The sequence below is a fragment of the Cardiobacterium sp. genome, from assembly GCF_057314735.1.
The window spans coordinates 21,469-43,591 of sequence record NZ_DBHKZK010000065.1; the positions used below are offsets into that span (position 1 = coordinate 21,469).

Consider the following 22,123-nt stretch of genomic DNA (forward strand, 5'->3'; position numbering starts at 1 on the left):
CCGTGTGTGTCACCAGTAACCCCACCCCAACTTTCTCGTCCTTCGGACGAGCTGTTCCAGTCCCCACAGGGGGAGGGAGCGCGGCGGTTGCGGAAATATTTACCATTGCCGCGATGATTTTCAGGATTGGTTTTCGGGAGTGTCATTGATGACATCCCTTCAAATTTTCAGCCGGAATATTTTTATGAAAGTCTTTTTGCGATGGACGAACCAGTCCGCTTTCTGGGTGGCGGTCGCGCTGCTCTGTTATGCACTACTGCCCGCCTTTGCCCTCGATTACGGCATTGTTGAATCTACCTGGGATGAGCGCCTCGCCGCGATGGGCTGGCATTCGCTCAATTTAAGCGCGCTGTGGTTCGCACCGGTATTGCTATTTTTGCTTTTTCCTTTGTTCAATTCGACGCCAGCGGCGCGTGCCAAAGGCGAACTCGTCTGGACCGCTATCATTGCCTTCATTACCCTCGTCAGCGCCAAGCTGGCGCACGTTTCGCTCGGCTATGCGGTAATCGGTCTTGCCGGTGCTTTGGTCGCTATTGCAACATTAGCGCTTGCCCGTCTCAAGGTATTGCAAGGCGACAAGTTTATTATTGCCTCGCTGCTCATCATTATTCTGCTGATTTCGCTGTTTATTGTCTTCCCGACCGGCGCGATTTTTATTGCGATGTTTTATGAGGACGGCGCTTTTCATCCGCAACAGGTCTTGCGCATTCTCAGCCAGAGTTACATTCTGCGCGTCATTGGCAATTCGCTGATGCTTTCCGGTTTTGTCGGGCTGATGTCCACCATTTTTGGCCTCGCTTTCGCGCTTTATACCACCCGCATTGCCCGCCGCACCGCCTTTATCGGCAAGATTTTTTCCATTCTGCCGATTGTGACGCCGCCGTTTGTCGTCGGCTTGGGGGTAACGCTGATGCTGGGCCGCTCCGGTTATCTCACCGAATGGCTCGGTTTTGCCAACAGCAACTGGCTCTATGGTTTCAACGGGATTGCCATTGCACAGATTCTGGCATTCACCCCGCTCGCCTTTATGATTCTCGACGGCGCGCTGAAATCCATTCACCCTTCGATTGAGGAAGCCTCTTATACGCTGCGCGCCAACCGCTATCAGACTTTCTTCCAGATTATTTTCCCGCTGCTGCGTCCGGCACTCGCCAATGCCTTCCTGCTGGTATTCGTGCAATCGCTTGCCGATTTCAGTAATCCGCTGGTATTGGGCGGCAGTTTTGACGTCATCGCCACGCAAATTTATTTTTATATCGCCGGCTCGCAACTGGATTATGCCTCGGCGAGTACCCTCGGCACCTTGCTATTGCTGTTCTCGCTCGGCATTTTTATCGTGCAATATCTGTGGATTGGCAACCGCTCATACATTACCGTTTCCGGCAAATCGTATCGCGGCGAGGTGCAGGAATTACCGCGTGGTCTGAAAAATCTGATTAGCGGCTTGCTCGCGTTCTGGGTGCTGTTTAATTTGCTGCTGTACGGCAGTATTTTCTATGGCAGCTTTACCGTGAACTGGGGCGTGGATTACAACCTGACCCTGCGCAATTATCAGATTCTTTTCGGGCAGGGCTTTAGCGACGGTGCCTGGCCTTCGCTGATTAATACCCTGATTTATGCGGGCATTGCTGCCGTATTCACCGCCGCGCTCGGTTTGCTCATTGCCTATATCGTGGTGCGCAAGGAGTTTCGCGGCAAGAAAACGCTGGAATTTCTCACTATGCTTTGCTTCGCCATTCCCGGCACCGCAGCGGGCGTGTCCTACATTCTCGCTTTCAACGACGCACCGCTGTATATCACCGGCACCGGCATCATCGTCATCATCTCGATGGTGATGCGCGACCTGCCGGTCGGGATGCGCGCCGCCATCGCCGGGCTCGGCCAGCTCGACAAGTCGCTCGATGAAGCCTCGCTCTCGCTCAAGGGCAGCTCGCTGAAAACCATCCGCTACATCATCCTGCCGCTGCTGAAACCGGCGCTGCTCTCGGCGCTCGTCACCAGCTTCGTCAAGGCGATGACCACCGTCAGCGCGATTATCTTCCTCGTCACCGCCGACACGCGCGTCGCCACCGCCTACATCCTGAACCGCGTCGAAGACGGCGAATACGGCACCGCCATCGCCTACGGCTCTATCCTCATCGTCGTCATGATGAGCATCATCCTCTTCTTTGACTGGATTATCGGCGACACCCGCATCGCCCGCTCCAAAGCACGCCAACACTGAATCCCGGAAACACCATGAACGAAAAAGCCTTCCTCGTCCTGAAAGACGTCACCAAATCCTTCGGCAAAACCGTGGTCATCGACCACCTCAACCTCGCCATTGAGCGCGGCACCATGACCACCCTGCTCGGCCCCTCCGGCTGCGGCAAAACCACCATCCTCCGCCTCGTCGCCGGGTTGGAAAGCCCGACCAGCGGGCAGATTTTCATCGACGGCGAAGACGTCACCAAGGCCTCCATCCAGCAGCGCGACATCTGCATCGTCTTCCAGTCCTACGCGCTGTTCCCGCACATGAGCATCGCGGATAACGTCGGCTACGGCCTGAAAATGCTCAACGTGCCGCACGGCGAACGCCGCCGCCGCGTCGAAGAAGCCCTCGCGCTCGTTGACCTTGCCGGATTCGGTGAACGCTACGTTGACCAAATCTCCGGCGGCCAACAGCAGCGCGTCGCCCTCGCCCGTGCGCTGGTGCTGAAGCCGAAAGTGTTGCTGTTCGACGAGCCGCTTTCCAACCTCGATGCCAACCTGCGCCGCAGTATGCGCGAGAAAATCCGCGAATTGCAGCAAAGCCTTGGCATCACCTCGCTTTACGTCACCCACGACCAGAGCGAAGCGTTCGCCGTCTCCGACCAGGTCATCGTCATGGACAAGGGGCGCATCGTGCAGAAAGCGCCCGCGCGCGAACTCTACCTGCACCCGAACTCGCTCTTCCTCGCCAACTTCATGGGCGAATCCAGCATTTTCAAGGGCGAACTGCGCGGCAATACTGTCGCCACCAACGGCTACCGCTTTGAGCTGCCCGATGCTGCCCAATATGAACTCGCAGACGGCGACTGCCTCGTCGGCGTCCGCCCCGAAGCGATTACCCTGCAAGCGGGCGGCGAGGCGGCGCAAAAATGCCGTATCCAGAACGCGGTGTACATGGGCAACCACTGGGAAATCATCGCCGACTGGCAAGGCCACGAACTGCTGATAAACCTCAAGCCGGAAGACTTCCGCGAAGGACAGGAAGAAGGCTATATCCACCTCACTCCGACCGGCGTTTTCCTGCTGCCTGCGGACGGGCAGAAAAAAAGCGCATGACGGCGCTTCCTGTTCACAGCGCCAAAGCCATGCCCAAAATTCTCATCCTCGCCGGGCCGAACGGTGCGGGCAAAACCACCTTCGCCCGCGCCTTTCTGCCTGCCGAAGTGCAATGCCCGCACTTCATCAACGCCGATCTGATTGCTGCCGGGCTGTCGCCGTTTGACCCCGATGCGGCAGCGGTCAGGGCGGGGCGGCTGATGCTGGAAGAAATCGCCGCCGCCGTGCAGCGCCGCGCATCCTTCGCGCTGGAGACGACGCTCTCCAGCCAAAGCTACCTGCGGCAAATCCCGGCGTGGCAGGAGCTGGGCTATGCGGTCAGCCTCTACTTCATCCGCCTGCCCGCCGCCGACTATTCCGTGCTGCGCGTCGCCGAGCGGGTCAAACAGGGCGGGCATAACATCCCGGAGGCGACCATCCGCCGCCGTTTCGCCACCGGGCTGGCCAACCTGGACGCCTACTGCGCTGCGGTCAATCACTGGGCAGTTTACGAAAACACCGCCGACTGCCCTGCCCTGCTCGCCTGGGGCGAAAACCATCATCGCTGCACAGGCGACATCGCCCAAGCACAAAATGCCGAGCTGCGCGCCTCAGCGGCGGCGATGCAACGCGCTGCCCGCGCCGCGCGCCAATTGGCGCTGCAAACGGATACCGCCATTATCCAAACACGGGACGGCAAACCGCTACGGCTGGACGCCGCCGCCCTGCGCCAGCAGACGGGGAATAGTTAAAAAAATACGCCGCCGTTTCGGCGGCTTTTTTATGGCAACAGCCCGATGTCGGCAAAACATTGGCGGTAACTGGCCGCCTTTTTGCCAAGCGCCAGCGGATAGGCGCGGGAAGAAGACGGCAGGCGGTAAAGACGCAGCGTGCGTCCGCAAAAGTCCGCGTGTCCGGACGCGCCGATGGCCGGGGCGGCGCTGTCAGCGGGAAGCAGCGTCAGCAGGGTGCGGGTTGCCAGTTCACCGGTGGTGAGGATGGCACGACAATGCGGCAGCCGGGCGAGCAAGGCGGCAAGGTCAAGCGGCTCAAGGATTTGCAACGCCTTGTCGGCGGCATTGCCTTGCAGGCGGCGGACGCGACGTGCGGTGTCGCTGATGGCGATGCCTTTTGCCGCGAGAAAGGCGCGAATGTCCGCCTCGCGGTAGCCTTTGCCGTCGGCACTAACGAAGCGGTCGCGGTCATCGAAGAAAACAAGGCCGAAGATGCGCCACATATCGTTCTGAATATTCGGATAGTAGAAGTCCATTTTCCAGCGCCCGCGCGGCGGCGGAAAACTGCCGAGCATGAGCAGTCGGGCATTGGCCGGGGCGAAGGGCGGCAGCGGGTGGGTTTCGGTTTTTTCTGTCATGGGTTCGTTCGCGAGATAGCTACCTTCCCCTTTCATATATAGCCATCCACCGAAAGTTTCAGACAAGGCGCGCCGCTGAAGGCAGTACGCGGTTGTACGGCGAAGCGGCGCAACACCGTATGAGGCTTTCGGTGGATGGCTATAAACCGCTTAGCGTCGCCGTTTGCCCGGTTTCTGCATCCATTGCTCAACGGGCATCCCCACGCCAGGGTTTTGCGGTACCCAGTTGCTTGGTTGCGGCGCGACGGCAGCGGGTTGCGCAACCGGTATTCCCTGCGGCAGCGGGTTCGCCTGCGCTGCGGGCATCGGCGCGGGGGCGCGGCCGCCGCTTTGCTGGTAGAGCGCCATCGCTTCCGGCATATGTTGTTGTAATACCTGGATGCGGTCGGCACCGCTGGGGTGGGTGGAGAGGAAGGACGGCATACCGCCACTGCCCGCCTGTTCCATTTTTTGCCAGACGGACAGCGCCGCCTGCGGGTTGTAGCCTGCCTGCGCCATCAGCATCAGCCCGCCAATGTCCGCTTCGGTTTCGTGCTGGCGGCTGAAGGGGTTGCTGATGCCGTATTCGGAAAGCAGCGCGCTGCCCGTTTTGAGCATATCGGGGTCAATGTTGCTGTTTTGCGCGAGGATGCTGCCACCAATGCCCACACCGATAGCCGTCAATACTTGTTGTCCCACCTGCGCCTTGCTGTGTTCGCGCAAGGCGTGGGTCATTTCGTGGCCGATGACGGCGGCGAGTTCGTCGTCGGTCAGGTGCAGTTTTTCGACGAGGCCGCTGTACACCGCCATTTTGCCGCCCGGCATCGCCCAGGCATTGAGTTCGTCGGAGCGGATGACGTTCATTTCCCACTGGAAGGGTATGCCGGTGCGGTTGTTGGCGTTCGCTATTGGCACCATGCGGTTGAAGACGTTATGCACCCGTTGCGCCGTCTGCGAGCGGGTGTCGAGCGCGTTTTCGCTGCGCGCTTCGCTCAGCACCTGCTGGTAGCCTTCTGCTGCCTTGAGGTTGAGCGTTTGCGAGTCGTAACCGGCCATGTTGGCGACGTCGGCGCAGCCGCCCAGGCTGATGGCGGCGGCGATGAGCAGGGTGTTCAGTTTCATGCTTGTCCTCGTGTGGTTGGCGGGGGAGCGGTATTTTTCCACAGTTCACCGCGCCGATTTTCTTGACTTCCCATTAACATAATTTCAAGATGCCAGCCTTCTTCATCTTCAGGAGTTTTCATATGTCATCGCCTTCGTATCACGACCCATTTGCCAATTACCGCGAGCTGACGCTGCGCGGCATGGTGCTGGGTGCTTTGATTACCGTCGTTTTTACGGCTTCCAATGTTTATCTTGGCCTCAAGGTCGGGCTGACGTTTGCCTCGACCATTCCGGCGGCGGTGATTTCCATGGCCGTGCTCAAGTTCGCCCACGGCAGCAATATTCTGGAGAACAATCTGGTGCAGACCGAGGCCTCCGCCGCCGGGACGATTTCTTCGGTGATTTTCGTCCTGCCGGGGCTGCTCATGGTCGGCTATTGGAGCGGGTTTCCGTTCTGGCAGACAACACTGCTGTGTACCGCCGGCGGGATTCTCGGTGTGATTTTCACTGTGCCGCTGCGCCTGGCGATGGTGGTGCATAGCGATCTGCCCTACCCGGAAGGGGTCGCCGCCGCCGAGATTTTGAAAGTCGGCTGCCACGATCCGAATATTGAGAACAGCGGCGCGCAGCAGGGCGCAAGCGGCGTCAGGGAAATTCTCACCGGCGGCGCGCTGGCGGGCGTGATGAGTCTTTGCACGCAAGGCTTGCGGGTTGTCGCTGACAGCGCCAGTTATTGGTTCAAATCCGGCGCGGCGATTTTCCAGGCGCCGATGGGTTTTTCGTTTGCCCTGCTCGGCGCGGGGTATCTCGTTGGTCTCGCGGGTGGTATCGCCATTCTCATCGGCCTCGCGCTGACCTGGTTTGGCATCATTCCTTATCTGAGCGCCACCCTGCCGCAGCCGCCGGATGCGGATATGGCGGGTTATGCGATGGGGCTGTGGAAGAATAACGTGCGCTTCATCGGCGCAGGCACCATCGCCATCGCCGCCTTCTGGACGCTCATCACCCTCTTCAAACCGATGGTTGAAGGGATGAAGCTCTCCATCGCCGCCTTCAGCGGCAAGGGTGAACAGGCGGCGCACCGCGAAGACTTGAACCTCTCGCCGCAGAGCATGCTCTTGTGGATCGCCATCGCCGCCGTCATCCTCGTCTTTTGCTTCCACCGCTTCGTCGCCGACGCCAGCCTCGGCAGCGGTATGGCGTGGACGCTGGTCGTCGTCTGCACCCTGCTCACCATCCTCATCGGCTTCCTCGTCGCCGCCGCCTGCGGTTACATGGCGGGTCTCATCGGCTCGTCCTCCAGCCCCATTTCCGGCATCGGTATCATTGCCACCATCATCATCTCGCTGATATTGCTGATGATTGGCGAGGCGGGCGGTCTCTTTGCCGACGAAGGCAACCGCCAATTCCTGCTGGCGCTGACGCTTTTCTGCGGCACCGCCATCATTGCCGCCGCCTGCATTTCCAACGACAACCTGCAAGACCTGAAAACCGGTTACCTGCTGCGCGCCACCCCGTGGCGGCAACAAGTCTCGCTCATCATCGGCGTTATCGTTGGCGCAATCGTCATCGCTCCGGTACTCGAACTGCTCTACCAGTCCTACGGTTTTGCCGGTGCCATGCCGCGCGAAGGCATGGACGCAAGCCTCGCCATGAATGCACCGCAGGCGACCATCATGACCACCATCGCCAAAGGCATCTTCTCGCACGACTTGCAATGGGGCTACATCTTCACCGGCATGGGCATTGGCGCAGCCGCCATCGCCTTCAACCTCTGGCTGAAGAAAGCGACCGACGGCCGCCTGGCGGTACCGCCGCTCGCTATCGGCATGGGCATCTACCTGCCGCCGATGATTACCCCGCCGCTGATTGTCGGCGCCTTCCTCGCCGCCATCACCAACCACTTCATCCGCAAACGCTATAGCGACAGCGAACCGCGCCTGAAAAACGCCGAACGCATCGGTACCCTCTTTGCGGCCGGGCTGATTGTCGGCGAGAGCCTGATTGGCGTCATCCTCGCCTTCATCATCGTCATCTCCGTTACCAGCGGCGGCTCTGAAGCCCCGCTTGCCATCAAACTTGACAACTGGGGAACTGCCGCACAATGGATTGGCCTCGTCGCCTTCCTCGCCTGCGTCATTGTCTTTGTTCAACGCATCATGAGCGGCTCCAGACAAAAATAAATCCGCAAACACATCCGCCTCATGCCATGCTCCGCATACATGAGGCGGAATCTGAATAACCCAAAACGCTCCCGTCCGGAGCGTTTTTTTGAACACCAAAAACCGCACCAACCGAACATCTTGCCGCCTTTCGCCGCAATCGCTATCCTACCGCCCTACCCTTGCCAAACCATTACCACCACCATGAACCGCAACCTTGTCACCCTCGCCCTTGCCACCATCCTCAGCGCCTGTACCACCGCACCCGCGCCGAATATCGAGCCGCGGCCGCAACCCCAACCGGAACCGCCCTCCCCTCCCCCACCGACAGAACCGGCAAACTTCGCCGCCTGGCAGCAGGCCTTTGCCCAGCGCGCCGCAGCGGCTGGCATCCGCGACGACGACATCCGGCAACTGCTCGCCCGCACCCATTACGAAGAAAAAGTCGTCTCCGCCGACCGCAAACAGCCCGAACAAAACAAAATGATCTGGGCGTACCTCGACAGCGCCGTCTCCGCTGACCGCATCCAGCAAGGCCGCGCCAAACTGGCCGAATACCGCCCGCTGTTGCAACAACTGGAAAACCAAACCGGCGTCGGCGCGCCCTACATCGTCGCCATCTGGGGCATAGAAAGCGCCTACGGCAAAAACACCGGCAACATTGACCTCATCCAAGCGCTCTCCACCCTCGCCTACGAAGGCCGCCGCCGCGACTTCGCCGAACAGCAGCTCATCGCGCTGTTGCAACTGATTGAGCGCGGCGACGTGCGCTGGGACGAACTGCGCGGCTCATGGGCAGGCGGCATGGGACACACCCAATTCATCCCCACCACCTTCCTCCAGTACGGCACCGACGGCAACGGCGATGGTCGCCGAGACCCGTGGCAAATCGAAGACGCGCTGGCATCGACCGCCAACTACCTTGGCAAAAGCGGCTGGCAACGCGGCCAGCGCTGGGGACGCGAAGTGCGCCTCGCCCCCGACTTCGACTACCGCTACATCGAAAACAACCTCGCCCCGGCACAATGGGGACAACTGGGCGCGCGCCAGGCCGACGGCGCGGCGCTGACCAATGAGGCGGGCACCGCCAGACTGTGGCTGCCCGCAGGCGTGAGCGGCCCGGCACTGCTCACCTACCCCAACTTCAAAACCATCAAGGTTTACAACAACGCCGACAGCTACGCCCTTGCCATCGGCCTCATTGCCGACGGCATCAGCGGCGGAGGCGGCATCAGCGCCAGCTGGCCGCGCGACGAACAAGGGCTGACGCGCGACCAGGTACAGCGCCTGCAACAGAACCTCACCGCGCAGGGCTACGACACCAAAGGCACCGATGGCGTCATGGGCGCGAACACCCGCCGCGCCTTCGCCGCCTGGCAGGCGGCCAACGGCCAAACCCCGGACGGCTTCATCAGCCAGCGCAGCGCCGCCGCTCTCATCCACTAACCCCGCAAGGCAGCAACACCTACCAACAAGGAACACCGCATGAACACCATCACCCTCAAAGACGCAAACGGCAACCCCATCGCCCAATACCCGCTCAACGGCGCGGGTGAACAGCACATCGAAGCCATTAACGGCGCCTACTACCAGCTTGACGGCCTGCCCGACATTCGCACCGCGCGCGACGGCGATGACCTGCACATCACCCTCGGCGACGGCCAGGGCACGCTCGTCATCGACGACTACTACGCGCGTGGCGAAGGCGCGCTGGTCGGCACCCAGCCCGACGGCAGCCTCTACCGCTACCCGGTCGCCGTCGCCCCCGAACACCTCCTCGCCGAAACCCTCGCCGACGACAGCGCCAGCGCCGCCGCAGGCAGCGACATCAGCTCGGCGCCCCTTGCCACCATCGGCGCGGTCGGCCTCGTCGCTGGCGGCATCGCCATCGCCGCGCACAACCACGACAAACACCACAAACACCAGCCGGCGCAACCGCAGCAGCCGGGCGACAACCCGCCGCCCACGCCCGCCCCCGGCAACACCCCGGACAACCACGCCCCACTTCCGCCCGACCAAAAAACGCCGGGCAACAACACCTACCCGCTATTCCCGCCGCCTGCGGATGCGCCGGACAACCAAAATCCGAACAACCCGAATCCATCGCCGAACCCAAATCCGTCGCCGAACCCGAATCCGTCGCCGAACCCGCAACCGTCGCCGAACCCGCAACCGTCGCCGAACCCGCAACCGTCACCGAACCCGAATCCGTCGCCGAACCCGCAGCCGTCACCGAATCCGCAACCGTCGCCGAATCCGCAGCCGTCGCCGAACCCGCAGCCGTCGCCGAACCCGCAACCGTCGCCGAATCCGCAACCGTCGCCGAATCCGCAACCGTCACCGAATCCGCAACCGTCGCCGAATCCGCAACCGTCACCGAACCCGCAACCGTCGCCGAACCCGAACCCGTCGCCTAACCCGCAGCCGCAGCCCAACCACGCGGGCAAAGTCAGCATTACCGGCGACGCCAAAGTCGGCGAAACACTGACCGCCAAAGTTGACGACGCCGACGGCGTTCCCGCCACAGGCGTCAAATACCAATGGTTTGCTGACGGCAAAGCCATCAGCGGCGCGACCAACAGCACCTTCACCCTCACCGCCGCACAAAAAGGCGCGAAAATCACGGTGCAGGCGACCTACGACGACAACGCCAAGAACCACGAAACGCCGACCAGCGACGCCACTGATGCCGTTGCCGATAACAGCACGCCGAACCCGTCGCCCAACCCGAACCCACAACCGAACCCACAACCGAACCCGAATCCGTCACCAAATCCGCAGCCATCACCGAACCCGCAACCACAACCCAACCACGCGGGCAAAGTCAGCATTAGCGGCGAGGCGAAAGTCGGCAGCGAGCTGAAAGCGACTGTCACCGACGAAGACGGCGTGCCAACAACCGGTGTCAAATACCAATGGTTTGCCGACGGCAAGGACATCGACGGCGCAACCAGTCAAACCTTTACCCTCACCGCCGCGCAAAAGGGCGCGAAAATCACGGTGCAGGCGACCTACGACGACAACGCCAAGAACCACGAAACGCCGACCAGCGACGCCACCGCTGCCGTCGCTGATAACAGCGCACCGAATCCATCGCCAAACCCGCAGCCGTCACCGAATCCAAACCCGCAACCTAACCCGAACCCATCGCCCAATCCGAATCCGTCACCCAATCCGCAGCCGCAGCCCAATCATGCGGGCAAAGTCAGCATCAGCGGCGAGGCGAAAGTCGGCAGCGAGCTGAAAGCGACTGTCACCGACGAAGACGGCGTCCCCGCGATTGGCGTCAAATACCAGTGGTTTGCCGATGGCAAGGCCATCGACGGCGCGACCGGACAAACCTTCACCCTCACCGCCGCGCAGAAGGGCGCGAAGATTACGGTGCAGGCGACCTACGACGACAACGCCAAAAACCACGAAACGCCGACCAGCGACGCCACCGCCGCCGTCGCCGATAACAGCGCGCCGAATCCATCGCCGAACCCGAACCCGTCGCCCAATCCACAACCGAATCCGAACCCATCGCCGAACCCACAACCGAATCCAAACCCGTCACCCAATCCGCAGCCGCAGCCCAACCACGCGGGCAAAGTGAGCATCAGCGGCGAGGCGAAAGTCGGCAGCGAGCTGAAAGCGACCGTAACCGACGAAGACGGCGTGCCGACGACGGGCGTCAAATACCAGTGGTTTGCCGACGGCAAAGCCATCGATGGCGCGACCGGACAAACCTTCACCCTCACCGCCGCGCAGAAGGGCGCGAAGATTACGGTGCAGGCGACCTACGACGACAACGCCAAGAACCACGAAACGCCGACCAGCGACGCCACCGCTGCCGTCGCTGATAACAGCGCACCGAATCCGTCGCCAAACCCGCAACCCAATCCGAATCCATCACCCAATCCGCAACCGCAACCCAATCATGCGGGCAAAGTCAGCATTACGGGCGACGCCAAAGTCGGCAGCGAGCTGAAAGCGACTGTAACCGACGAAGATGGCGTACCGACGACGGGCGTCAAATATCAGTGGTTTGCCGATGACAAGGTGATAGATGGCGCGACTGGGCAAACCTTCACCCTCACCGCCGCGCAGAAGGGCGCGAAAATCACGGTGCAGGCGAGCTACGACGACAACGCCAACAATCACGAAACGCCGACCAGCGACGCCACCGACGCGGTTGCCGACAACACTCCGCCAGCGAATCCGACCCCGCCGCAGTTGCAGATTACGGCGGACAGTTATCAGCTCACCGAGGGCGTGCCGACCAAGCTCACTTTCAAGTTGAGCGAGGCGGTGAACGGTTTTGACGCCAGCGATTTGCAGGCCACCAACGGCACCATCAGCGACTTCCAGAAGGTCAGCGACACCGAGTACACCGCCACTTTCACCGCAGGCGCGGCCAGTAATGGCAATGCGGCGGTGAGCGTCGCCGCCGGGGCGTTTACCGATTTGGAAGGCACGCCGCTGGCGCACGATACTTCGGCGGTGTTCGCGGTCAGCACGCCGCAGGACAGCATTCCGCCCAGCCTGCTGGAAATCCGTGGCGAGATGAATCTGAAAGCCGGAGAAGCGGTGACGCAGACTTTTGTCTTCAGCGAGCCGGTGAAGGATTTTGAGGAAAGCGACATCGAGGCCTACGGCGGTAAAATCAGCGGTTTCGAGAAAATCAGCGGCACCGAATACCGGGTGCGCTTTACCCCCGACGCCGTCCCCGCCGGGCAGACGGATGCGGACGCCTACCTCTCGGTCAGCAAGGGCAAATACAGCGACCTCGCGGGCAACGCCAACACCGCCACCTTCATGAAAAGCATGACGGTCTATCCCGACGCGGTACCCGCGCCGAACCATGAAGGCACCATCAGCATCAGCGGCACGGCGAAAGTCGGGGAGACGCTCACGGCAAACGTGACCGATGCCGATGGTGTCCCCGCTGACGTCCGCTATCAGTGGTACGCCGACGGGCGCGAAATCATGGGCGCGACTGCTCAAACCTTCACCCTCACCGCCGCGCAGAAGGGCACGAAAATCAGCGTGCAGGCGGTCTATGAAGACAACGCCAAACATCAGGAAATGCCGAAGAGCGCGGAAACACAAGCGGTCGCCGATGACGGCCAAATCACCCCGCCCGCGCCGAACCAGCCCGGCAGCGTTGCCATCACGGGCGATGCCAAAGTGGGCGCGACCCTCACCGCCACCGTCAGCGATGCCGATGGCGTCCCGGCGAGCGGCGTGCAGTACCAATGGTTTGCCGACGGAAAAGCCATCGACGGTGCCACCAACAGCACATTCACCCTCACCGCCGCGCAGAAGGGCGCGAAGATTACGGTGCAGGCGACTTACGACGACAACGCCAAGCATCATGAATCACCCACCAGCAGCGAAACGCAGGCGGTCAGCGAAGACACCCCGCCCGCCCCGCCTGCACCGAACGCGCCCGGCATTACCTTCAGCGGCTCAAGCGAAGTGACCGAAGGCGGCAAGGCGACCTATACCGTCAGCCTGGATAACCGCGCGCTGCCGCAGGCAAATTCGGCGAGCGAGCTGTTGCACAACCTGCAAAACCACAACGGCATCCTCTTTGGCCAGCAACGCGGGCTGGATGTCTCGCACGACGGCAGCGCCAACAGCGAAGGCAACAAATCCGACGTCTTCGCCATGACCGGCCATTACCCCTCCATCATCGGACTGGCGATGATGGAAACGCCGATGGAGCGCGGCCTCTCCGCCGCAGAAAACGGCAAACGCATGGCGGATGCCATCAAAAAAATCGACAGCGTCGGCTCCATTGCCAGCATCTCCGCCCACTGGGATATGCCGGGGGGCGAGACCGACCGCACCAAGGTGGATCTGAAGCGATTGCTGCCCGGCGGCGACCAGAACGCGGAGCTGAACGGCTGGCTTGATACCGTCGCCGAAATGGCCAAACACGCGGTGCGCGACGACGGCACCAAAATCCCCTTCATCTTCCGCCCGCTGCACGAAGGCAACGGCGAATGGGCGTGGTGGTACTACGAACGCGGCGGTGCCGAGACCTACAAAGAGCTGTTCCGCTACATCGTCAACTACCTCAAAGAGCACGGCGCGGACGGACAAATGCTCACCGCCTTTGCCCCCAACGGCAACTTCAACGGCGACGAAAGCCACTACAACCTGCTCTATCCGGGCGACGATGTGGTGGACATCCTCGGCTACGACGCCTACGACACCAACAAGGCACTACCCGCCAAAGACAAATGGGTCAAAGAAACCGTAGAAGACATGGCGATGCTCTCGCGCATGGCAGCGGCGCGGGGCAAAGTGGCGGCGCTGGCCGAATTTGGCCTCTCCGGCGACAAAATGATCCAGCCGGACGGCAACACCGACCTCACCTTCTACACCGACCTGCTCAAAGCCATCAAGGCCGACCCGGACGCCGCCAAAATCGCCTACATGATGACCTGGGCGAACTGGGGCGGCAATCCGGGCGCGGACTACTCCGCCTTCACCCCGTGGCCGGGACACGAAATGGAAGCGGACTTCCAGGAATTTGCGCGACAAATGACGATGACGCGCAACGCCGACCGCGACATCACCGTCGATGTCACCATCCAGCACGGCACGACAGACGACGGCGACATCCAGACCACCACCCGCACCGTCACCATCCCCAAAGGCCAAAACAGCGCTACCTTTACCGTCGATGCCATTGCTGATGGCAAGGCGGAAGGCGACGAGCATTACACCGTCAAAATCAGCAATGCCCAGGGCGGGCAAATTGAGGCGGGCAAAGACAGCGTCAGCACCACCATCCACGACGACGGCGGCACCACCCCGCCCGCCGAAAACCACGAAGGCAGCGTCGCCATCACGGGCGACGCCAAAGTAGGCAGCTCCCTCACCGCCAGCGTCAGCGACGCCGACGGCGTCCCCGACACGGTGCAATACCAATGGCTGCGCGACGGCGTGGCCATCAACCACGCGACGCAAGACCGCTACACCCTCACCAAAGACGACCTCGGCCACAAAATCAGCGTGCGCGCGACTTACACCGACAACGCGCACCACCCTGAAACTCCGGTAAGCAGCGCGACCGACGCGGTTGCCGACAACAACCCGCCTGCCGAAAACCATGCGCCGACCGGTACCGTGACCGTTAGCGGTCTGGTACAGGCCGGACAAACCCTGTATGCGGGCAACACCCTCGCCGACGAAGACGGCATGGGCGAAGTCAAATACCAGTGGCTGCGCGACGGCAAGGACATTGACGGCGCGACCGGCGGACAGTACACCCTGACCAGCGACGACGTTGGCCACGACATCAGCGTCCGCGCCAGCTACACCGACCAGAAAGCGCACGCTGAAAGCAAGGACAGCCTCTCCAGCCTGAACGTCGCCGCCGAAGGCACCGCACCGGCCTACGAGAACGATTACGGCCAGCCCACCATCGACTGGGCGGGCTTCAAATGGGTCGCACGCGACAGCTGGAAAAAAGACGGCAGCCCGCACGCCAACGGACAGTGGTCCAAGGACAACGTGCAGCAGCACGACACCAGCCTTGATCTCTCCATAACCAACGCCGACGGCCACACCCCGGTAGCCTCCGAAATCATCTCGACCCGCTCAATGGGCTACGGCACCTACGAAATGACCTTCAAGGGCGACTTCAGCACCTTTGACAAATACACCGTATTTGGCGGCTTCTTCACCTTTGACTGGAACTACCCGGATGGTGCAAAAGACGACGGCTACCGCGAAATCGACGCGATGGAAATCTCGCGCTGGGGTACCGACACCCTCGAAGGCCGGACAACCTATTACCCGTTTACCAATACCAACGGCGTTGGTATCAAGCCGGTAAACATCTGGCCGGACAGCTGGACGCACGCCACCGCCAAACTGGAGTGGACGCCGACCAAAATCCGCTGGAGCCTGCGCAACGCCGATACCGGTGAAGAATTCCCGATCAAGGAAATCAGCACCGACATCATCAAGCCGAACCTGCAACAAATCCACAGCAATATGTGGACGCTGCGCACCGACGATGGCTGGACGGCGAACAAACCGCAAAAAGTCACGCTCGAATCCTTCAGCTACATCCCGATGAAAGACGACGGCAGCAACCATTCCAACACGCCGGAGCCGCATACCAGGAACCCGGCACCACCCGCGAACCACGAAGGCACCGTCAGCATCAGTGGCGAAGCCAAAGTGGGCGCGACCCTCACCGCCACCGTCAGCGACAGCGACGGCGTCCCCGACACGGTGCAATACCAGTGGTTGCGCGACGGCCAGCCGATAGACAACGCGACCGGCAACCACTACCAGCTCACCGTCGCCGACGCCGGACACAAAATCAGCGTCAAGGCGACATACAACGACAACGCGCACCATGCAGAAAACCCGGTGAGCAGCGCCACCGACATCCCCGCCGTACAGCCCCCCGCCGGCAACAGCCTCACCGTGCGCGAGACCGACGGCGCGACCCAGGGCAGCATCGTCGTTGGCAAAGTAGGTGCGGGCGAAGCCCTCACCGTCGGCGACACCACGCTGAACGCCAGCAAACTGGCCGACCTCGCCAACCATCCGCGCACCGTCATTGACGACGACAAAGGCACGCTGACACTCACCGGCTACGACGCCGCGAGCGGTACGCTTTCCTATAGTTATGACCCGAAAATCCACGCCAGCCCCGACAACCAGCACGAAGCCGTCGCCTTCAACATTGGCCGCGAGAGCTTCCGTGGCACCAACGGCGTTGGCGTACAACCCGTCAACCCGCGCTGGACGGGCGACAACATCGCCGCCATCGAAGAAAGCTACGCCCGCGCCGCCGAACTCGGCGTCAAATGGGTACGCATCACCGCAGGCTGGAACCGGGTACAGGCGAAAGATGGCGACCATTGGGACTGGGGCAACATCGACGCCGCCGTCAAGCTGGCGCACAAATACGGCATGAAAGTGATGATGCAAGTGATGGGAACGCCGAACTGGGCAAGCGAACTCGGCGACCAAAGCGCTGCCGAACAACAGAAATGGGCAGACCACGCCAGCACCTTCGCGCCCAAAGCCGAACACGACGCCGGATTTGCCAAATTCTTCGGCGAAGTCGTCAAACGCTACAGCGCGCAGGGCATCCACGACTACGAATTCTGGAACGAACCGGGCAACGAATTTTGGCGCGATACCTGGGCGAACCCCAAACCGAACCCCGAACACTACACCCGCCTGCTCAAACAAGTGTACGAAGCGGCACACGCCGCCGACGCGGAAGCCAACGTTCTCGCCGGCGGCATGACCGTGGGCGACACCCGTGCCGACGGCAGCTACATCAACCCGCAAGAATTCCTCGAACGGATGTACAAGGCGGGCGCACAAGGCTACTTTGACGCGCTCTCGCACCACCCCTACGGCATCCTCGCCAAAGACTTCAAGGACAACGGCTGGGCACTGATGAACGGCGACATCGTCGCCCCCGGCGCGGGCGAAAAAACCCTGATGCAAATCATGCAGGAGCATGGCGACGGCGGCAAACTCATCTGGCCGACCGAAACCGGCTGGGACGCGATGTTTGCAGGCATCGCCGAAACCTGGCAGGCGAACACCATGAAAGCCCTGATCGAATGGCAACAAAAATCCGCCTACACCGGGCCGATGATCCTGTATCAGGCGCAGAACGACCGCGCCGACTACATCCAGGGCATCCTCAACCGCGACGACAACCATGACGGCATCGTGGACGTCAACATTGACACCGACGGCGACGGCATCCCCGACGCCAACATCGACGCCGACCACAACAACCGCCCCGACCTGCTTGACGCCGCCGACCACGAAGCCTACTACGGCTTCTGGAAACACGACGGCAGCCCGAAACCGGCGGTGGACGCCATCAAAAACGCCACCGCCGCCATCCAGACCACCCCGGCGGCGACCCTCGACATCACCATCGAAAACGATAACGGCAACACCCCGCCCAACCCGCAACCGCCCGCCGAAAACCACGAAGGCAGCGTTGCCATCACGGGCGAGGCCAAAGTCGGCGGTACCCTTACCGCTACGGTCAAAGACGACGATGGCGTTGACAGTACCAACATCCAATACCAATGGCTGCGCGACGGACAGAAAATTGACGGAGCCACCGGCAGCAGTTACCAGTTGCGCCCGGAAGACGCGGGCAAAAAAATCAGCGTCCACGTCAACTATCAGGACAAGGCGCAGCACGCCGAAAATGCCGACAGTAGCGCGGCAGATGCCACCGTTGACGGCCAAAGCGGCTACCGCCTCGTGTGGCAGGACGAATTTGACGGCACCGCGCTGAATGACGGCAACTGGCAAATCGCCACCGGCGGCTGGAACAGCTCAAAAGTACAAAACTACTACAGCAATTCCGGCAAAAACGTCTCGGTCAGCGACGGCACGCTCAAATTGAGTGCGCACTACGAACCGGGGCTGGAGCGGGGCGGCAAAACCTACGACTTTACCTCCGGCTTCGTCGAATCGCGCGACAAACAGACCTGGACATACGGCTACTTTGAAGCGCGCATCAAAATGCCGAATGCCGAAAACGGCAGCCTGTGGCCGGCATTCTGGATGAGTCCGGACAAAGCCAAATACGGTGGCTGGCCGCGCAGTGGCGAAATAGACGTCCTCGAAACCCGCAGCTACATCAACAACGAAGACCGCGATCACGACGGGCAAATCAAGGTCGCCGCCGATGCCCACTGGGGCACCGGCTACGGCAAAGGCAACCACCGCCACAAACAGGGCATCACCTACGTGGATGGCAGCGACGAATGGCACACCTATGCCGTCAAATGGCAGGAAGGCAAACTCGAATACTACGTGGATGGTCGCCACTACCACACCATTGACAACTTCGCTGCGCCGAACGCCACTGAGCACCCCGGCCCGTTCAACATCCCGTTCTACCTGCGCCTCAACGTTGCGGTCGGCGGCGACTACATGACCGGGAAATACCAGGATGCGCACAACAGCATCGACAAATTCCCGGCGACAATGGAAGTCGATTACGTCCGCGTTTACCAACTGGACGGCAAGGACGGCAACGGCGCCTCGCCACAACAACCGCCCGCCGAAAACCACGAAGGCAGCGTTGCCATCACAGGCGAGGCCAAAGTGGGAGCGACACTTGCCGCCACCGTCAGCGATGCCGACGGCGTCCCCGACACGGTGCAATACCAGTGGTTGCGCGACGGCGTCGCCATCAACCACGCGACACAAGACCGCTACACCCTCACCAAAGACGACCTCGGTCACAAAATCAGCGTGCGCGCGACCTACGACGACAACGCCAAACACCACGAAACGCCAACCAGCAGCGAAACCCCGGCGGTCAGCGAAAACACACCGCCCGCCACCAGCGACATCACCGCCAACCTCAGCGGCGCGCATGACATCACCGAAGGCAGCGCGGCGCAGTACCACGTCGGCCTCGACCTCTCGCCCGTCGGCAAAACGGCAAGTGCGGCGGCGCTCTTGCAACAACTGAAAGACCTCGCTGCGCACCGGCAAATCCTCTTTGGCCAACAGCACGCCACCGACGAAAGCGCACGCGGCGAGAGCGCCAGCGACGGCTACGGCCGCAAATCCGACGTCGCCGCCATGACCGGCAAATACCCCGCCGTCTTCGGCTTTGACTCCGACGAAAACCCGACCGACCCGGCACAAACCCCGGAAGAAAACGGCAAGGCGCTCGCCCGCGCCTTCATCGAAGCAGACAGCCTCGGCGCGACCGTCACCCTCTCCTCGCACCTGAAAAACCCGGTGAGTGGCGGCACCGCCTTCGACACCACCAAAGTGGATGTCCAGCGCCTCATCAGCGGCGACCTGCAAGGCAAACTGCACGACTGGCTCGACACCGTCGCCACCGCCGCCAACAACGCCGTGCGCGCCGACGGCAGCAAAATCCCGGTCATCTTCCGCCCGCTGCACGAAAACACCGGTGACTGGTTCTGGTGGGGCAAAGGCCACATGAGCGCCGACGACTACAAGACGCTGTGGCAGCACATCCACCAATACCTCGACAGCAAAGGCGCGGACAACCTGCTCTACGCCTACTCGCCCAACGGCAGCCTCGGCGGCGACAGCGCCAAATACCTCGAAGCCTACCCCGGCGACAAATACGTTGATGTCTTCGGTTACGACGCCTACCAGAGCGAACCGCAGACGCGGCAAAGTGACGCCGAATGGCGCACACAAACCGTGCGCGATCTCGAAATGGTCACCAAACTCGCGGGTGAACACGGCAAAGTGGCGGCATTCACCGAATTTGGCCTCAACAACGACCGCGTCATCCAGCAAAACGGCAACGAAAACCCCGAATTTTTCAGCCAACTGCTCGATGCCATGAAAGCAGGCAACGGCGCGATGAACCTCGCCTACATGATGACCTGGGCGAACTGGGGCGTGGACGAAGACGGCAAATTCCAGAGCTACACCCCGTGGCCGGGGCACGAAATGGAAGCCGACTTCAAAAAATTCCTCGGCGACCTGACGCTGGCCAAAATGCCGGGAAAAGACGTGACCGTGGACGTGACCATCGCCCACGGCAGCACCAACGACGGCGACCTTAAAACCACGACACACAGCGTCACCATCCCGCGCGGCCAGACCGGCGCCGACTTCACCGTCGAAACCGTAGCTGACGGCAAAAAAGAAGGCGACGAAACCTACACCGTCAAACTGGCAAACGCACAAGGCGCGACCATCGGCAATGGCAGCGTTGAAACCACCCTGCACGACAGCGCCTCCAGCGCCAACTACAGCCACCCCGCCTCCCAACGGGCGCATCACGACGCGGACGGCACAGCTGCCGACACCACGAACCACGATACAACCGTAGGGTGGGGCTTGCCCCACCACACCGACGGGACGGCTGCCCACGACGCCAACAACGACGGCGTCCACACCGCCGACGGCGCGGACACCGCCGCCTACGCAAAACTCGTCAGCCACGACGGCGCCGACCTGCTGCAATACCTCGGCGAACACAGTGCCGAACTACTCGCCGCGACCAAAACGGCGGGCGCGCACGCCCTGCACGGCGGCGCAGGCAACGACACCCTCATCGCCAGCCACGGCACAGCACAGCTCACCGGCGGCGCGGGCGCGGATACCTTCGCCTTCCTGCTGGACAGCGACGACGCGGCCAGCTGGCAACAGCCGGGCAAAATCAGCGACTACAACCCGGCAGAGGGCGACCGCATCGTGCTGGCAGGACGCGGCCTTGCCGACGCGCGGCTGGAAGTCAGCACGGACGGCGATGGCCAGCACCTCAATATCACCGACCACGCCGGTCATACCCGCAGCATCGACATCGCGGCGGCAGGCGGCAAACCGCTGACGGTGGCAGACATCCTCAGCCACGTCGAAATCCGCGACCCGCAACAGTACGACCCGTCGCACCACAGCACGCCGCACTCCGCACCACTACCGCAGGAGGACAATAGCCATCTCATTTAAGAACCTGTTCAAATTCCTCCCTCCCCTGCAGCGCCCGCAACGGGCGGATACCCATTCAAAATGCGGCCGCATTTTGAATGAGGCCCGGAGGAGGGTTGGGGTGGGGGAGCGATATTAGACCTCTTTCCAAACTAAGCTATTTCAAAATTGCAGATGGCAGCAATGAGTGTAAAGCGTAGCGAAAAACGCCGAAGTCGATTACGGTAACGCCCCGCGACCATTCTGAATCGCTTGATAAAACCAATGGTATGTTCATTGCCAATACGCTGCGAAGCGACCTGCCGGTTGTACTCTCTTTTCTCCTTGTCCAGTGGTTTGTGCTTGCTGGATTTTGTCGGTATCTCACTATTTTGGTGGTATTTTTTGATACCCTGATAACCACTGTCTGTCAACACTTTCAGCGCTCGTGCCAGTGGCAGGCGCGATTGCTTGAACAGTTGAAAATCATGACAACTTCCCGTTGCCGCATGAACACACAGCACCTTACCGCTCTTTTGGCTCACCACAACCTGCATTTTTAATGTGTGTCGCTTCTTTTTGCCGGAATAACAGCGTTTTTGCTTTTTTTGGGACGCTCAACCATGATTTCTGTCGCATCAATCATCACTACTTCCGTTTCTTCCAATGACTGCAATAGTGCTTTCTTGCCCGGCAGGGCAAACTGCGGATGGCGTACCAATACTTCTTCTACCTGACTGATAATCTTGCATATAGCCATCCACCCTAAATAATATACTCAATAAAAGCCCGCTCCACCGCCTGT

Annotated in this window: 10 protein-coding genes and 1 pseudogene; 6 read left to right on the forward strand and 5 right to left on the reverse strand. The window is 61.2% G+C overall.

What is annotated here, in order from left to right; translation table 11 throughout:
• Positions 1–184 precede the first annotated feature (184 nt).
• From ACO54Z_RS09650 to ACO54Z_RS09660, 3 genes and pseudogenes are all read left to right on the forward strand, one after another.
• The gene (locus tag ACO54Z_RS09650; RefSeq protein ID WP_485996814.1) at positions 185–2,224 is read left to right on the forward strand and encodes an ABC transporter permease; all 2,040 of its coding nucleotides are present in this window, start codon (positions 185–187) and stop codon (positions 2,222–2,224) included.
• Positions 2,225–2,238: 14 nt separating this feature from the next.
• A complete protein-coding gene (gene fbpC, locus ACO54Z_RS09655) occupies positions 2,239–3,306 on the forward strand; it encodes a ferric ABC transporter ATP-binding protein (protein ID WP_485996815.1) in 1,068 nt (355 codons plus the stop codon).
• Positions 3,307–3,335: 29 nt separating this feature from the next.
• Positions 3,336–3,839 (forward strand): annotated as a pseudogene (locus ACO54Z_RS09660) (ATPase); the annotation flags it as partial.
• Between the two features lie 227 nt (positions 3,840–4,066).
• Here the strand turns inward: ACO54Z_RS09660 and ACO54Z_RS09665 are convergent.
• The 3 genes from ACO54Z_RS09665 to ACO54Z_RS09675 form a co-directional block, all read right to left on the reverse strand.
• Complete coding sequence (locus tag ACO54Z_RS09665) at positions 4,067–4,657, reverse strand: uracil-DNA glycosylase family protein (protein ID WP_485996816.1); 591 nt, start codon at positions 4,655–4,657, stop codon at positions 4,067–4,069.
• Positions 4,658–4,807: 150 nt separating this feature from the next.
• The gene (locus ACO54Z_RS09670; protein ID WP_485996817.1) at positions 4,808–5,758 is read right to left on the reverse strand and encodes a M48 family metallopeptidase; all 951 of its coding nucleotides are present in this window, start codon (positions 5,756–5,758) and stop codon (positions 4,808–4,810) included.
• Complete coding sequence (locus tag ACO54Z_RS09675; RefSeq protein WP_485996818.1) at positions 5,755–5,880, reverse strand: hypothetical protein; 126 nt, start codon at positions 5,878–5,880, stop codon at positions 5,755–5,757. The genes ACO54Z_RS09670 and ACO54Z_RS09675 overlap by 4 nt, the downstream gene beginning before the upstream one ends.
• On the opposite strand from ACO54Z_RS09675, the gene ACO54Z_RS09680 reads away from it, so the two are divergent.
• The 3 genes from ACO54Z_RS09680 (at position 5,881) to ACO54Z_RS09690 (ending at position 21,360) form a co-directional block, all read left to right on the forward strand.
• Positions 5,881–7,923 (forward strand): OPT family oligopeptide transporter, encoded by a 2,043-nt coding sequence (locus tag ACO54Z_RS09680; RefSeq protein ID WP_485996819.1) that lies wholly within the window; start codon positions 5,881–5,883, stop codon positions 7,921–7,923. It abuts the gene before it with no gap.
• 183 nt (positions 7,924–8,106) lie between these two features.
• A complete protein-coding gene (locus tag ACO54Z_RS09685) occupies positions 8,107–9,348 on the forward strand; it encodes a lytic murein transglycosylase (protein WP_485996820.1) in 1,242 nt (413 codons plus the stop codon).
• Positions 9,349–9,387: 39 nt separating this feature from the next.
• Positions 9,388–21,360, forward strand: coding sequence for a glycosyl hydrolase (locus tag ACO54Z_RS09690; protein ID WP_485996821.1), 11,973 nt, complete (start codon positions 9,388–9,390; stop codon positions 21,358–21,360).
• Between the two features lie 131 nt (positions 21,361–21,491).
• Here ACO54Z_RS09690 and ACO54Z_RS09695 read toward each other — a convergent pair whose 3' ends face one another.
• Entirely contained in the window at positions 21,492–21,875 is a 384-nt protein-coding gene (locus ACO54Z_RS09695; protein ID WP_485996822.1) for a transposase family protein, read from the reverse strand.
• 2 nt (positions 21,876–21,877) lie between these two features.
• Positions 21,878–22,078 carry a hypothetical protein gene (locus tag ACO54Z_RS09700; RefSeq protein WP_485996823.1) on the reverse strand — a complete coding sequence of 67 codons (201 nt, stop codon included), beginning with the start codon at positions 22,076–22,078 and terminating at the stop codon, positions 21,878–21,880.
• Positions 22,079–22,123: the final 45 nt, after the last annotated feature.

Bases quoted from the DNA above. Each gene is read 5' to 3' on its own strand.
- ACO54Z_RS09650 (WP_485996814.1), top strand. From the start codon at position 185: ATGAAAGTCTTTTTGCGATGGACGAACCAGTCCGCTTTCTGGGTGGCG.
- fbpC (WP_485996815.1), top strand. From the start codon at position 2,239: ATGAACGAAAAAGCCTTCCTCGTCCTGAAAGACGTCACCAAATCCTTC.
- ACO54Z_RS09665 (WP_485996816.1), bottom strand. From the start codon at position 4,657: ATGACAGAAAAAACCGAAACCCACCCGCTGCCGCCCTTCGCCCCGGCC.
- ACO54Z_RS09670 (WP_485996817.1), bottom strand. From the start codon at position 5,758: ATGAAACTGAACACCCTGCTCATCGCCGCCGCCATCAGCCTGGGCGGC.
- ACO54Z_RS09675 (WP_485996818.1), bottom strand. From the start codon at position 5,880: ATGAAAACTCCTGAAGATGAAGAAGGCTGGCATCTTGAAATTATGTTA.
- ACO54Z_RS09680 (WP_485996819.1), top strand. From the start codon at position 5,881: ATGTCATCGCCTTCGTATCACGACCCATTTGCCAATTACCGCGAGCTG.
- ACO54Z_RS09685 (WP_485996820.1), top strand. From the start codon at position 8,107: ATGAACCGCAACCTTGTCACCCTCGCCCTTGCCACCATCCTCAGCGCC.
- ACO54Z_RS09690 (WP_485996821.1), top strand. From the start codon at position 9,388: ATGAACACCATCACCCTCAAAGACGCAAACGGCAACCCCATCGCCCAA.
- ACO54Z_RS09695 (WP_485996822.1), bottom strand. From the start codon at position 21,875: ATGCAGGTTGTGGTGAGCCAAAAGAGCGGTAAGGTGCTGTGTGTTCAT.
- ACO54Z_RS09700 (WP_485996823.1), bottom strand. From the start codon at position 22,078: ATGGCTATATGCAAGATTATCAGTCAGGTAGAAGAAGTATTGGTACGC.